We start from the raw sequence: 15,051 nt of genomic DNA, 5'->3' as shown, positions 1-15,051 counted from the left end.
TTTCAACAAAGATTATATTGCTTTTAATGAAAAGTGTAAGAATATTCCATAAAAATGTTACTTTTTTTCCAAAAATATTTAGAAAAATCGTTTTTTTTTTTTTGTTTTGAGTTGTGTTTATCTTTTGTTAAACTTCACTACTACCGAAAGGTAAATTTTTAATATAAAAGGATAAATAATGAGAAAAACCCTGAGCGTAATAGCTGCAAGCGTAGTATGTGCAATTGGATTTAGCAATACTGCTATGGCTGAAGAAAAAAGTGGTCTTTTTGTAGGTGTGCATGGAGGTGTTTCACTTTTTAGCATAAGTATGCAAGGAGCAAATGGTGATAGATTTCCTGATAGTGCTGTAAATGCAATATTTGGAGATACTATGGCTACCACATTTAATGTAGGTGCAAATGTAGGTTATCAACATTTTTTTATACCGCTTGTTGGTGTGAGAGGTTATTTGGGTTATGACTTTAATGGCAGTAGAAAAATATCTAATACATTTGCCAATGGCAATCTATCATTTCAAAACATTACATTGAATGTTGATGCGATGCTAAACTTCCTAAACCTTGATAGCTTTAGTCTTGGTGCGTATGTGGGCTTTGGACTTGGCTATGGTATCATGGGTGTAAGTGGGGATCAAGCCTTAGTTGATTTCTTTAATAATGGCTACAATTACAATGGCTTTAATATTCCTATTAATGTTGGTATTTCTGCGACTTTTGCAGAATCGCATAGGGTAGAAATCGGTGCAAAGATTCAGGCATTATCTGCTCAAGCTACTCCTAAAGGTATTTCAAGCAATGATAAAAGTGGAATCTTTCTTAATACACATGTAATTCATCTAGGATATTCGTATATATTCTAATACTATTTTACTTCTCTAAATCCACTGAAATATTTCAAATATTTTGCAATATTCTCTATTTGCTTATAAAGCAGCTAGAGAATAGACTCTACGTTCAAAAGCGGATATAAGATGACCTAGATTCTAGAACTTTGATTAAGATTCTATATGGATAATATTTTATAAGTATGGGTGTGTAAAATTGAGTGCCAATTTGCATAGCTATAAAGCTTTATGCTACAATAAATTTTTATTTGATTACTAAGGGGATTGTATGTCGATTTTTCGTGAATACGATATCAGAGGTATTTTTGAGGTTGATTTAACAAAAGAAGTGGTAACAAAAATTGGCTATTTACTAGGGGAAGAGATTAAGAAGTATGATAGCAAAGTTGCTATTGGGTATGATGCAAGAACACATAGTCCAACTTTATTTGAATGGCTTTGTTATGGATTGCAAGCAAATGGGTTGGAGGTTTTTAATCTTGGTATGATACCCACACCAGTTGCTTATTATTGCACTTTCAATACAGATATTAAAAGCTCGATTATGATTACAGGATCACACAATCCACCACAATATAATGGGTTTAAAATTACAATCAATAAAGCACCATTTTATGGTAAACAGATAGAAGAAATTGGTAAAAAAATGGAAAGCGCTATTGTGCCTCATGTTACACTAAAAGATTCAGTAAAGCTAAATGTGCTAGAATCCTACATAGATTACATGACAAAAGAATTTGCAACATTAAGGAATTTTAAAGAGAAAATAGTATTTGATTGCGGTAATGGTGTAGCAGGTATTGCCTTGGCAAAAATTATAGAAAATCTCGATTTACAAATCGTCCCTTTATTTTTTGAACCAGATGGCACTTTTCCAAATCACCACCCAGACCCAAGCGAAGAGCACAATTTAATTGATATACATGAAGCTCTAAAAACACATAATGCTCACATTGGTATTGCGTTTGATGGTGATGCAGATCGGGTAGCACTCATTTCACAGAATCACAACTTTAAGGGTGATGAGTTGGCTATCCTTTTTGCACGAGATATTGCAAAAACAATTGATAGTCCAACTATAATAGGTGAAGTCAAATGTTCGCAAGTTATGTATGATTATATTAATGCTATCGGAAAGAGCGTTATGTATAAGACAGGGCATAGCAATCTCAAAGTGAAACTAAAAGAGCTAAATGCACAGCTTGCATGTGAGATGAGTGGGCACATATTTTTTAATGATCGATATTTTGGTTATGATGATGCAATTTATGCTGCACTGCGGATTCTAGAGTTGATTTACAAAGAAAATCAAACTCATAAAAATTTACAAACGCCCATTGCGACACTAGAAGATACTATAAAATCTTTACCAAAACTCTATAGCACACAAGAAGAAAAAATACATACTGATGAAACACAAAAGTTCCATATTATTGCTAGATTACAAGATGATTTACAAAAGATTTTAAAGGAGCAAAAAGAAGGTAGGACAACAGATTTTCCAGAGATTATAGACATTATTAGTATTGATGGGGTGAGAGTGGTATTTAAAGATGGTTGGGGGCTTGTGCGTGCTAGCAATACAACACCAACACTTGTTACGCGTTTTGAAGCTTATACGAAAGAAAAGTTATCAGATTACAAACAAGTGCTTTTGCACTTAATTCAGCACTAAATAAGAAAAGGAGCATAAATGAAGCAGCCTTTAAACAAGGATTTAAACCCATCTGATGAGTGGGATACAGAAACTGCAATACAAACCAGCGAGAATATGGAATCTCATAATTGTCATGCTGAACAACACGGAGCATTTAATAAGTCAGATTCTATAAATTCTGCATCACAAGCTTCCATGCAACAAAGTAGTATGCAAACTCAAGATATAGAACAAGCCCTGCAACTATTAAGACAAAATATTGATTCTATTGATAAAGAAATAATTCAGCTTTTAGATAAACGACTTGATTTTGTACAGCAAATTGGGCATTTAAAAGTTAGAAATAATGCAAGTATTTATCGTCCTGATAGAGAGAGATTGATTATACAAAATCTTTTATCTGTTACAAAGGAAAAGGGATTAAAAAACCTAAATAAACCAATTATTGAAGCTATCTTTTATGAGATATTTGCTATTGCTAGAAATATTGAGACACCACAAAAAATTGCATTTTTAGGTCCAATTGGGAGTTATACGCATCAAGCAGCTGAAAATCGTTTTGGTCCATTAAGCTCATATCTGCCGCTTACAACCATTAGTGCGGTTTTTGAAGCACTGCAGAGAGGTAATGCAAAATATGGTGTAGTTCCACTTGAAAACAATACAAATGGTATGGTAGGTGAGACAATTGATAATTTAGCAAAGTATAATTTTAAGATCATTAATGAAAATATCTTGCCTATACATCATAGTTTTGCAACTAAAGAAAGACATCTTAATGATATAAAGAGAATCTATTCCAAAGATATTGCATTTGGGCAGTGCAGTAACTTCTTACGACATTATCAACTACAAGAGGTTGAATATGTCTCTGTGAGCTCTACTGCATTTGGAGCAAAACTTGCGAGTGATGAGAGTGGAAGTGCAGCAATTTGCTCTGAAATCGCTGCAAAGTTATATAATTTACCTATTATGTTTGCAAATATTGAGAATCATTGCACAAATCAAACACGATTTGTTATTATTAGTGATTTTACAAATGAAAAAGGGCAGAATGATAAGACTTCAATTTTTGTAAGCATGAAAGACTTTGGGAAGCCAGGGGCATTGTTTGCTCTTCTACAAGATTTTAAAGATGAATCAATTAATATTACAAAAATAGATTCTAGACCAATACAGAGTGAGGGTGCATTTCATTCTGGATTTTATATGGATTTTTATGGGCATAAGGATGATGAAGGGGTGAAGCGGATTTTTGAGAAGAGGGGTGATGAGATAAAATGGCTTGGTAGTTATCCTGCATTTACATAATATTCCATGTGTGATTGCATTTTAATAATCTTATGATTTAGCGTTGGAATCTCATGTTGCAATAAAGATGATACAGGTAAGATTCATATTATCCTTACAACCTCAAGAATGTTAGAATATAAAGATGTGACAGAAAAGCAATTGAAAAGAGAGGGAATAAAATATCATCATTATTTATGGTTTATATCATGCTAAAAGAATTGTTATTAATGATTATGCTAATTCTAATCCCTACAAAAGTTGCGATAGTATTAACTTGAAACGCGATAGTAATGAGCTTAAGGGTATGTTGCAACATATTTTTGGCGATATAGTGTAGTGTTGCATAAATTCATCCTTAAAAACGTGTGTTATCTTATCTTGTAAATATTAATGTTTTATTATCAAAATTTAAGTAATATTAGGAATATATCGTGATAAGAGGTTGTTAAATATGGATATAGGATTGGTTACAGATGAGATAAAAGCACATATAGATACTGCACAAAAAGCACTTGATTCTCTTGCACCTATTTTACTTGAAAGTGCAAAGGCTATTACAAAAGCGTTGCGGGATAATAAAAAGATTCTTATATGTGGTAATGGCGGAAGTGCTGCAGATAGCCAACATTTTGCCGCAGAACTTACAGGGCGATATAAACGTGAAAGAAAGGGATTGCGTGCAATTGCACTAAGTACTGATACATCTGCATTAACTGCGATTGGCAATGATTATGGTTATAATCACGTATTTAGTAGACAAGTCGAGGCATTAGCATTACCTGGTGATGTGGTGATTGGAATTTCAACGAGTGGTAATTCACAAAATACCATTAATGCACTCGAAACAGCGAATCAAATAGGCTGTATCACACTCTCACTAAGTGGTAGAGATGGCGGACTGATTAAGAATCTTTGCGATTATAGTATTATCGTGCCAAGCGACGATACACCTCGCATTCAAGAGATTCATATTTTGTGTATACATATTTTATGTGAACTTATTGAAAGATGCTTTGTGGAAGATAAAGCATAAGTACATTGAGTTATGGAGTTAGATTAGCTTAATTTGTGTGGATTTGGCAAGGATTAAAAAGTGATTAAGGAGCCTAGCCTTTTTATGGTTGCATGACTGGGACTTTTAAATATAGTTATTTTATGTTATTATACCTTAGATTCCGTGTTCGCCTCAGTTAAGCTTAGTTGGGGTCATACTCTTTTGGTTAAGATAAATATGAGTTTTTTAATGTGTTTTTTTTGTTATGGATTTATGCAATTTATAGGGATCTTGTGATTATGAGGTTGCGGTTGTGTATTGTATGATCATATTTATATAACACAAAATATAGATTTAGATAATAGCAACTATAGTTCGTAGGGTTAGGGAGTATCTAGGAATTTAGAATTATAAAAATAATGAAGATATTACATAGGGTGTTTTAATGTTTATAAAGATTCTACCATTTTTAAGTATTTTAGTATTTCGCTTTATTGGGCTTTTTATTGTATTGCCTGTTATTTCTCTGCTTATTGCTACGATGCCCCATGCTAATGTGTGGAGCGTTGGTCTAGCAATTGGTGCACCATATCTTTTGCAAATGATTTGTCAGCCATTTTTTGGCAGATGGAGTGATATGTATGGTCGCAAACCTGTTCTCATATTGGGGCTTGTTATATTTCTTATTGGTACAATTATTTGTATGTTTGAGAGCTCGATTTATTATCTTATATTTGGACGATGTGTGCAAGGTATGGGTGCGATTGGCGGGATACTTACGGCCTTAGTTGCAGATTCTGTAAAAGAAGAAAAACGCACAAGTGCTATGGCACTAATGGGTATTGGAATCTTTGTGAGTTTTGTTATTGCCATGATACTAGGTTCTATACTCGGTGCACATTATGGGCTTAATTCGTTATTTGGATTGAGTGCGGTAGTAACTATTATTTCACTTATTATCACCTTTATTTTTGTAAAACCAACACCAAAAATCACCTACGTATATCCAAGCCATGATGAAAATAAAGTTGCAGAATCTATGATTAAAAGAAGTATCTTTGCTGTGAATCTAAGTAACTTTATTGAGAAGTTGCTCATGGTTTTAACTTTTGCAATAGTTCCTATAGTTTTGAATGAGCACATAGATAAAACACATTTTTGGTATGCTTATCTCCCTGCTATGTTGGCTGGTATTATAGCACTTGGACCAACATCAGTAATTAGTGAAAAAAGAGGGAAATCAAAAGAAGTATTGCTTGTAAGTGTTGTGATCTTTTTTGTTGCATATTTTTGTATGGCATTATGGATTGATAATGTTGTGATTTTTGGTGTTGGGCTTGCATGCTTTTTTGCAGCATTTTCCATGCAAGAGGCATTGCTGCAGAGCATGATAAGTAAATATGCAAAAGCAAAAAATCGTGGTGGTGTTATTGGTGATTTTAGTGCGGCAGGTTTTGGTGGCAGCTTTGTTGGTGCGATCATAGGCGGCTTTTTTAGTCAATATGAAGCGATTATTGCATGGCATTGGGTGCTTTTTGGCTTACTTATGGGATGTATGATTTTGTGGGCTTTCATAGTAGTTGTTCTTGTGAAAAATCCCGAAACATATAAAACGCTTTATATTCCATTACAAACAATAGAGTTAAAAGATTTAGAAGCTCTTAATACGCTTGTGGGTATTAGGGAATGGTATGAAAACTTACAAGAAAATTTGCTTACTATTAAATATGATACAAAAATCTTAGAATCTAAGCAAATTTACACACTATTGCAATGTAAGGGGGTATGATGAAACATATTTTAGTCATAGTAGCTTTATTTTTCAGCACATTGTCATTTGGACAGAATGTGCAACAAGAAGCATGGCGTAATGCAAAGAGTATCGAAGCAGATTTTATGCAAGAAATTAAAGGTGAAAAGGGTGCTATACCTGTTGTGTATAAAGGTAAGCTTTATGTGGCAAATAATAAGGTGAAATGGCTTTATACATCTCCACTTGCAAAGGAGGTGTATTTAGAAAAAACACAAGCCTATATCTATGAGCCGCAACTACAACAGGTAACAATTGGGAGTCTTGAGGAAAGCGTAGATTTTATACAGATTTTAAAAAGAGTGCAAAAGATCGGAAAAGATAGTTATAAAACACAAGTTGGTGATATTACTTATTATGTTATTATCAAAGATTCAATGCCTTATGAGTTGAAATATACCGATAGTATTGATAATGTTATCACCATACGCTTTGAGAATGTTAAAATGAATACAGTGATTGATAATAGTGTCTTTATATTTCAACCACCAGATGATGTGGAATATATCGATGCGGGTTTGCAATGAGAGGGGTTAGTTTCAAACTTGGTGTAGTATAATGAGGGGATATGGATGCTATAAAGTTGTTATCTCATATATCAAAACTTACCAAGGAAAAGAAACTTATATGTAGTGCTATAATCATGTTGGAGTTTATGTGTAAGATTCTTAGAATGTAGTTTATAGTTGTATTGGTTGACATACATAGTTATTTGTTGTTAATATAACATTGATGTGAGAGTTCATTACTTCATATTAAAGGATTTATATGTTAAATAAAAAGATTCTAGTAACTGGTGGAGCTGGCTTCTTAGGTTCGCATTTGTGCGAGAGATTGTTAAATCGTGGTGATGAAGTGCTTTGTGTGGATAATCTCTTTACCGGTACAAAGCAGAATATTGCTCATCTTTTGCAAAATCCACGATTTGAGTTTATGCGGCATGATGTAACTTTTCCATTGTATGTAGAGGTTGATGAGATTTATAATCTTGCCTGTCCAGCAAGTCCAGTGCATTATCAGTTTGACCCTGTGCAGACAACTAAGACTTCTGTAGTGGGGGCAATTAATATGTTGGGACTTGCCAAGCGTGTAAAGGCCAAAATTTTGCAGGCTTCAACAAGCGAAATATATGGTGATCCTGAAATTCACCCGCAACCAGAATCTTACAAAGGCTCAGTTAATCCTATTGGTATACGGGCATGTTATGATGAAGGTAAACGCTGTGCGGAGACATTGTTTTTTGATTATCAAAGACAACACAACCTTAATATCAAAGTGATGAGAATCTTTAATACTTATGGACCCAGAATGCATCCTAACGATGGACGTGTCGTGAGTAATTTTATAATTCAAGCATTGCGTGGCGAAGATATTACTATTTATGGTGATGGTTCACAGACAAGAAGCTTCTGTTATGTTGATGATTTGATTGATGGAATGATTTTGCTTATGGATAGTAGGGATGGATTTTTTGGTCCTGTAAATATTGGTAATCCATGTGAGTTTAGTATGCTTGATCTTGCAAAAAATGTGTTAGATCTCACAAACTCTAAGTCAAAACTTGTATTTCTTCCACTTCCACAAGATGATCCAAAGCAACGCCAACCAGACATTGGTTTGGCTCAAAAGGAGTTAGGTTTTAACCCAAAGGTGCAGTTAAGAGAGGGTCTTGAGAAAACAATTAGATATTTTGAAACATTGCTTAGTGGTGTGAGAATGGCTTAGTGTTGCGATATAATTTGTTGATATATAATGTGCTCAAAGAGTATTAATAGGGGTTTTGCCATATAAAGACCATTAATATGTTTTTGCAACAGACAGAGTCGTATAGCATACTTTATGTATAATTTTGTCGTAATTAACAATGTGCTTTGTGTTATTGCTATAACAAATAGGCAATATCAATCGCTATTGATAATGTCTGAAATCAATGATTAATAACCCTCTATTGCAATATAGCATTCGCCATGTGGCTTAACAAACTTATCTTTGGCTAATTTATAATCTATTTTCTAAATATATTTTCATCTTAAAACGTTTTATACCCGTCATTATAACATGAATAATATCAAAGCCAAAGAGATTCTGTAGGTATGATATAAACTTTACTTATCCATGTTGTTTTAGTTTTGTTATCTTTTTATCCTCTATCTAAACTTCTCAGTCAATGACTAGAGTTTCTTATTGATTAGGTTTTGATACACCGAACTTTCAAATTGCAAAAAGCCACCATAAGAAGTTGGATCTAAAAATGGTAGAACTTCAGAAGCCCAAAAACCACCAATTGAATTTTTTCTGTCTATAAAATAAAATAGATTGGATATTCCAGCCCACATTAAAGTGTGAGCAGGACGACCTGTATTTGTCATTTCTTCATTGATCTGAAATGTATAGCCCCACGATTTTTCTGTAGCTGGATAGAATTCACCTTTATTTGTGAATAAAGGCATAGCATTATCCCAACCCTTGCATCTTAAGTTACCTATACCATTCATACACATAAAATCGATTGATTTTTCAGATAAAACCCGATCATTTTCGCCAACACCATCATTTAGAATCATTCTAATAAATTTCATATAATCAGACACCGTGCAATGCAGTCCATGTCCTCCCATATCAACAGGAGAAGGATTTGGTAGAACAATATCTTTTGCAGGTGATAATTTACCACTTTGATCTCTAACATGAATAACCGCTAATCTTTGTTTTAAATCTTTTGTCAAGTCAAAAACGCTCTCATTCATATTGCATGGTAGAAATATTTTTTCTTTTAATAAAGTGCTTAAACGCTTTGATGTGGCACTTTCTAGAACTCGACCCAACCAATCTATATTAATGCCATAGTTCCAAGATGTGCCTGGTTCAAACAATAATACGGTTTTAAAAGATTCTAAGGTGTTGCTTACTATTGAAGGAATAGAGTAGTATTGCCTATAGGCTAAATCCTCTTTATTAAAAAATTCATAACCAAAGCCAGCTGTATGTAGCACTAAATGTCTTAATGTTATATCATTTTTGGCTTTCCGTGTGATTGGTTTTGAATCTTTGTCAAATCCTTCTAAGACTTCTATATCAGAAATTTCTGGCAAATAATCTTTTGCTAGGTCATCTAGTTTAACAACATTTTCTTCAATCAATCTAAACAATAATGCACCAACTAAAGCTTTAGTAGTTGAAAACGCATTAAAAACGCTGTCTGTATGTATTTGTTGATTACTATCGACTGATAATTTACCTAGCGCACCTTCATAAATATTTGCTTTTTTATCTGTTAACATTGCAACAACACCAGCCACACCACCAGCTACATTAACCGCAGATTCTAAAGATTTATTTAAGTCATCATGTAATCTATCTCTAAATTTAGGCATTTTTTCTCCTATTTTGTTTTAATGTGCAAATTATAGAGTAAATTAATGTTTTAAAGTTAATGTTATTTACTAACATAATAAATTATAAAGATACGCAAATATTGATAAAAAGGTTAAAAATACTTCACTATATGAAGTTATACTATAATTTTTTTTCTAGAATATATTATTTCTAATATCATAATATGAATGTAGATATGCTGAGTATAAACCTACAAAATATAATTGTACATCATTTTTTTGGATTATCCATGTCTATATATTAATGATATTTTCAAATTTAAATTTATCAAAATTCCTACAAATACAACTATAGTATAATCTCTACTTCAATGATTGCTCCATGCCTTAACAAGATAATTGTATTTTTTTACTCTAGTTATAAAACAGATAAATAATAAAAGTATAATGTAGAATAGGATTGATTGTATTTTTAGAAACACCTTGAAACTAATTTTTCACAATTATGCTTAGAGAACTAGCTAGAAATTTAGATAAATTTTATCTTTTAACTATGAAGATTATATAGTGCAATATAAGCATTTGAGTAAAACCCGCCGTATTCCCATAACCTTATATCACTTTTCTTTTTTGTGTATAGATTTGTTATGCAAATTCATATAGTTTGCAAAGTAGCACTAAGATCTGTATGACAATGGAGGTAAAAATGCGATATTGTTTCTATTTGCTTGGTTTAAAATCTTTTACAAATAACCCTTTATTGTCATAACTAATTTCATATTTTTGCCCTGTTTGCATATCAATAAGATAACATTGATCAAGTGTTTCAGTTATTGCTCTTTGTGGTGGTACTTGCTTTAAATGTAGTAACACATCATCATAATCTCTACATAAATCTGGGAATCCAAATAACATTAATTTGTATTGAAACATCATATTTCCTTTGCTAATATATTTACTAACATGTTTGTTGCAACCTGCATTCTATCCAAAAATTATTTTTTGTTATAATAAGCTGTTTAAAAATTACAAAAAAGCGGTTTAAATATGTTTAAAAAAGTTGCATTTTTATTGATGCTATCGTGTATATATGTAATAAGTTTGTATGCTGCAAGACCATTTAACACAGATGATGCACGGGTGGTAGCAAAAGGACATTGTCAGGTGGAGACATGGGTTGAGATACATGCTAAGGGGGATAGCGAGTTGTGGAGTTTGCCAAGTTGTAATTTACTATGGAATACTGAAATTACACTTGGCGGTATGATAGGATTGCAGTCTAACTCTGTGCAATTTCAGCTAAAAAAACTATTTGTTGATGCTGATGAAAAAGATTGGGGCATTGGTATTGCAATTGGAAATATTCATAATTACCTCTTTGGGGCAGATAATGCAAATGAGGTGTATGCCTATATTCCCGCTACCTTTTTATTTTTAGATTCTAAAATTGCACTACATGTTAATGTAGGATATAATCTGCAAAGCTTTATGGATGGGATTTATACTCTTGGTATGGGCTTAGAGACAGAAATATTATCCCGCCTATATGCCATTGGTGAAGTGTATTATAGCCGTTTTGATCCAGTGATGTATCAAGTAGGATTACGTACATGGCTTGTTCAAGACATGTTGCAGCTTGATGCCACTTATGGAAATGCCTTTCAGGGTGGACTTGATTTTGTAAGCTTTGGCTTACGCATATTACCACCAAAACTTTTGTGATGTAGATTTTACATTTAGAGTATATATCTAAATCTTGTAATCACGTTATATATTATGTTATATAACAATGGAGAAGATTTAGAATCTAATAATTATTTTGATTATCTGACCCCATCTATACAGATAGAATGCAAAACATAAATTCCTACCATCACCCAAGATAATATTTTGCGAATGTGATGAAATCTAGATTCTATAATTTGCAAACAAACTGGGACATATTTTGCTAGATTATTTTTACATAGCAAAGATATGTGTGTAAAAAGTCTCTTGTATAAGGTGAGACTTATTGAATATAGAAGTGTATCTCATATTAATAAGACATGGCAGATAAGCTCCTTAAAGATTCTTAAAAAGATTCTAAAACTTGGAATCTAATTGGCTATGTCCTTGATTTATCAATTTATTGCAATATAAAAAAGGAGAGGAGGTAGAAGCATGTTTGTTGCATTAATTATAAAGATTTATTTGTATAGCAGGAGTTATTGAGTATAGCTTATCATTCTATAGAGCAATAAGAAAACAATAAATAGCTTATAAATTTATTACAAAAAATTAAGAGATGAGAATATAGCATTTATTGTTTACATATTTTATTGCTGCTATTTTATGTAAAATTTGCATAGGTGTTGGCACTAAATATAAAATTGTGCAAAATATCTTGACTTTATCGTAAAATTATCTTATAATGACTTCTTTATTTTGTGTCGGGGCGTAGCTCAGTCTGGTTAGAGTACTTGGTTTGGGACCAAGGGGTCGAAGGTTCGAATCCTTTCGCCCCGACCATTTTCACTTATGATTGTGTAGGTATACATGGTGGGTGTAGCTCAGTTGGTTAGAGCATCAGGTTGTGGCTCTGAGGGTCGTGGGTTCGAGCCCCATCATCCACCCCATGTTTTTTATCATCATAAAGCATAATATAAACAAAAATTTATGCGTCCATAGCTCAATTGGATAGAGCACCAGACTTCGGATCTGGGGGTTAGGGGTTCGACTCCCTTTGGGCGTACCACGCATGCGCTCATAGCTCAGCTGGATAGAGCAACGGCCTTCTAAGCCGTAGGTCAGAGGTTCGAATCCTCTTGGGCGTACCACTTCTTTAATAGAAATTCCTCCTATAATTAATAGTGCAATTTAACTCTAGAAGATAGAACTTATTGTGCGTTTAACATGTAATCATCGTAATAAATTATAAGAACTCCAATGACATTTATTGCAACTCCTAACAATCTTGACAAGAATTAAGATACAATGCGAAGTAATTTTTTAAATTAGAAAGGATACACATGGAACTTAAACTTGCCAAAGAGAGTCTCAAAGCCAATATCAAGGCAGATACAATCACGTTTGAAGACATGGCAAAGAAAGTAGAAGAGAATGGAAAAAAAGGTGTAGTTTTTTATCTTGATAGAGAAAATGCGGAAAAAGATTTGAAAAAACTTGAGAGTTTTTTTAAGGGGAAAAATCGTCATACGCTTATACGCGAATTGCGTTATAGCATGGATGCAAAGGATTATATCTATGAGGTCCATATTTTGTAGTATATAAATAGTAGATGATTTGCAATATTTATTACCATAGAACTGCAGTATTTATGATATAGCTTTAAAAAGGCATTCAGAAGCCCATAAAGGCGAAATGACCTGATACAAAGTTCAATTTCACAACTCTTTGATTGTATTGCATTTTAAGAATTTGTGGAGGGTGTATTTTGTTGATTGGTTAATATTTTTTGGTTAGAATGCTTGAAATTCTTTATTACAAGGAGAAATTATGGGAATTTATGATAGGAATTATACCCAAAATACACAAGAAGTCGATTATCAAGCTTCATATAGCGATACAGCTCTTGTGAATTTTGTAAAAACAACATACAAGTTTTTTGCCGGTAGTTTGCTTTTAGCAACGATAGGTGCATTAGTTGGCTTTTATGATCCTTTTTTTGTTGCACAGTATAGAATGCCGATCTTTATACTTGAAATTGCACTTATTTTTGCGTTGGGCTTTGTGCAAGATAAGCCTGGTGTTAATCTAGCTGTGTTTGCTGCATTTTCCTTTATTAGTGGTTTGGCTTTAGTGCCGCTTTTATCATTTGTAATGGCAAAAAATTCAGGAATAGTTGCTCAAGCACTTGCTATGACTACCATTATCTTTGGTATTATGAGTATTTTTGCTTTGAAGACTAAAAAAGATTTGGCAAATATGGGGACTGCATTATTTTGGTCAGTGCTTGTGATCTTTGTGTTTGGTCTTTTGAACTATATTTTTTTTAAAAGCCCAATGTTCCAGTTTGTAATTGCAAGTGCGGTGGTACTTATCTTTAGTTTATATATTGCTTATGATACGCAAAATATCGTAAGAGGTCGCTATGACAATCCTATTATGGCGGCTATTGCTCTTTACCTTGATGTGTTAAACATCTTTACAGCATTGCTGCAAATTCTAGGTTTATCTAGCAAAGATTAATTAGAGAATTTTAGAAAAATCTCGTGTTTGGGTGGGGTTACATATTGTATAGAGCAAATTGACAAGGTTTCTCTAGATTCTAGAGAACTATCTCTATACAAAGTAAGACTTAATTCAAAATGATCCTTCTTTTTCTTGGGCAATTATGCCCATCTACCTTATAATAACTATTTTATTTTTTATAAGAGCTTTCATGAATGCAAATAACACTCACACAATATTACGCATACTAGATGCAAATCTTAATAGACTACAAGAAGGTATTCGAGTAGTAGAAGATATATTCCGTTATATCTATGATAACAAAGAGATAACCTATATGTTAAAACAAATGCGACATAAAGCCATTTTGCACTATACAGATTTACTACTGCAAGCACGTGATGTTGGGCGTGATATTGCAAAAGAAAGTATTGATACAGAAGTTGAAAGATTGGATTTGGCGGCAATATTACACGCAAACTTTCATAGAATTTGTGAAAGTGCTAGGGTGCTTGAAGAATGCCTAAAGCTTGATGAATGTAAAAAATTTGGTAAGAGTCAAACCTTTAAGATATTGCGTTATGAGGCATACAATCTGCATGTTATTGCCACCAAAATACTAATAGATAGTACTCCTTAATATAATAACATAATAGATAAAAAGTGAAGTATATGTCAAATCAATCTTATGATACTATGTCGCACTCTGTTTTCTTTGACTGCAATTTATACTTTTATTATTTAGGCTATTTATCTATTTGAGGTGATTAGTTCTTTTGCTTGTATCTTGCAGAATAGTTCTATGTTTAAAATACATAATCAAGAATATTTGAGTGTTTAGTACTTAATTTTTCTAACTTCAATCCAATGCATAAAAAAGAATGATATAATACTCATTTATTAGTAGGCATATTTATATTGTATGAATATTTTTAAAATCTAAAT

At 32.8% G+C, this 15,051-nt stretch carries 14 protein-coding genes and 4 tRNA genes; 16 read left to right on the top strand and 2 right to left on the bottom strand.

The genetic code is table 11. From position 1 onward, the window contains the following. Positions 1–178: 178 nt before the first annotated feature. The 7 genes from LS81_RS03505 to LS81_RS03470 all read left to right on the top strand — a co-directional run bounded on the left by LS81_RS03505 (position 179) and on the right by LS81_RS03470 (position 8,326). Positions 179–862, top strand: coding sequence for an outer membrane beta-barrel protein (locus LS81_RS03505; protein ID WP_034345305.1), 684 nt, complete (start codon positions 179–181; stop codon positions 860–862). A gap of 253 nt (positions 863–1,115) precedes the next feature. Further along, positions 1,116–2,522 (top strand): phosphomannomutase/phosphoglucomutase, encoded by a 1,407-nt coding sequence (locus LS81_RS03500; protein WP_034345302.1) that lies wholly within the window; start codon positions 1,116–1,118, stop codon positions 2,520–2,522. 192 nt (positions 2,523–2,714) lie between these two features. Then, positions 2,715–3,815 (top strand): bifunctional chorismate mutase/prephenate dehydratase, encoded by a 1,101-nt coding sequence (locus tag LS81_RS03495; RefSeq protein ID WP_199769746.1) that lies wholly within the window; start codon positions 2,715–2,717, stop codon positions 3,813–3,815. A 433-nt stretch (positions 3,816–4,248) separates the two neighbouring features. Next, a complete protein-coding gene (gmhA, locus tag LS81_RS03485) occupies positions 4,249–4,830 on the top strand; it encodes a D-sedoheptulose 7-phosphate isomerase (protein WP_034321483.1) in 582 nt (193 codons plus the stop codon). Between the two features lie 406 nt (positions 4,831–5,236). Continuing rightward, positions 5,237–6,580: an MFS transporter gene (locus LS81_RS03480; protein ID WP_034345299.1), complete on the top strand. Its 1,344-nt coding sequence runs from the start codon at positions 5,237–5,239 to the stop codon at positions 6,578–6,580. Next, entirely contained in the window at positions 6,580–7,128 is a 549-nt protein-coding gene (lolA, locus tag LS81_RS03475; protein WP_034345296.1) for a LolA-like outer membrane lipoprotein chaperone, read from the top strand. The genes LS81_RS03480 and lolA overlap by 1 nt, the downstream gene beginning before the upstream one ends. 241 nt (positions 7,129–7,369) lie before the next feature. Then, entirely contained in the window at positions 7,370–8,326 is a 957-nt protein-coding gene (locus LS81_RS03470) for a UDP-glucuronic acid decarboxylase family protein (protein ID WP_034345293.1), read from the top strand. A 446-nt stretch (positions 8,327–8,772) separates the two neighbouring features. Here LS81_RS03470 and LS81_RS03465 read toward each other — a convergent pair whose 3' ends face one another. Further along, complete coding sequence (locus LS81_RS03465; RefSeq protein ID WP_034345291.1) at positions 8,773–9,975, bottom strand: serine hydrolase domain-containing protein; 1,203 nt, start codon at positions 9,973–9,975, stop codon at positions 8,773–8,775. Between the two features lie 681 nt (positions 9,976–10,656). Beyond that, entirely contained in the window at positions 10,657–10,869 is a 213-nt protein-coding gene (locus LS81_RS03460; RefSeq protein WP_034345290.1) for a hypothetical protein, read from the bottom strand. 114 nt (positions 10,870–10,983) lie between these two features. On the opposite strand from LS81_RS03460, the gene LS81_RS03455 reads away from it, so the two are divergent. From LS81_RS03455 to LS81_RS03420, 9 genes are all read left to right on the top strand, one after another. Next, on the top strand, positions 10,984–11,658 hold the full coding sequence (locus LS81_RS03455) for a hypothetical protein (RefSeq protein WP_233715874.1): 675 nt from the start codon (positions 10,984–10,986) through the stop codon (positions 11,656–11,658). Positions 11,659–11,910: 252 nt separating this feature from the next. Further along, positions 11,911–12,036, top strand: a complete 126-nt coding sequence (locus LS81_RS12300; RefSeq protein WP_267892471.1) for a hypothetical protein — start codon at positions 11,911–11,913, stop codon at positions 12,034–12,036. 330 nt (positions 12,037–12,366) lie between these two features. Next, a tRNA-Pro gene (locus LS81_RS03450) sits at positions 12,367–12,444 on the top strand. Positions 12,445–12,474: 30 nt separating this feature from the next. Further along, positions 12,475–12,551, top strand: a tRNA-His gene (locus LS81_RS03445). Positions 12,552–12,593: 42 nt separating this feature from the next. Then, a tRNA-Arg gene (locus LS81_RS03440) sits at positions 12,594–12,670 on the top strand. A gap of 5 nt (positions 12,671–12,675) precedes the next feature. Continuing rightward, positions 12,676–12,752, top strand: a tRNA-Arg gene (locus tag LS81_RS03435). Between the two features lie 192 nt (positions 12,753–12,944). Continuing rightward, entirely contained in the window at positions 12,945–13,199 is a 255-nt protein-coding gene (locus LS81_RS03430; RefSeq protein ID WP_034345287.1) for an HP0268 family nuclease, read from the top strand. A gap of 232 nt (positions 13,200–13,431) precedes the next feature. Further along, positions 13,432–14,124, top strand: coding sequence for a Bax inhibitor-1/YccA family protein (locus tag LS81_RS03425; RefSeq protein WP_034345285.1), 693 nt, complete (start codon positions 13,432–13,434; stop codon positions 14,122–14,124). Positions 14,125–14,317: 193 nt separating this feature from the next. Beyond that, a complete protein-coding gene (locus tag LS81_RS03420) occupies positions 14,318–14,746 on the top strand; it encodes a hypothetical protein (RefSeq protein ID WP_034345282.1) in 429 nt (142 codons plus the stop codon). Positions 14,747–15,051 lie beyond the last annotated feature (305 nt).

The organism is Helicobacter trogontum (assembly GCF_000765905.2).
Taxonomy (GTDB): domain Bacteria; phylum Campylobacterota; class Campylobacteria; order Campylobacterales; family Helicobacteraceae; genus Helicobacter_A; species Helicobacter_A trogontum.
This window is presented reverse-complemented; position numbering and strand designations above follow the sequence as displayed.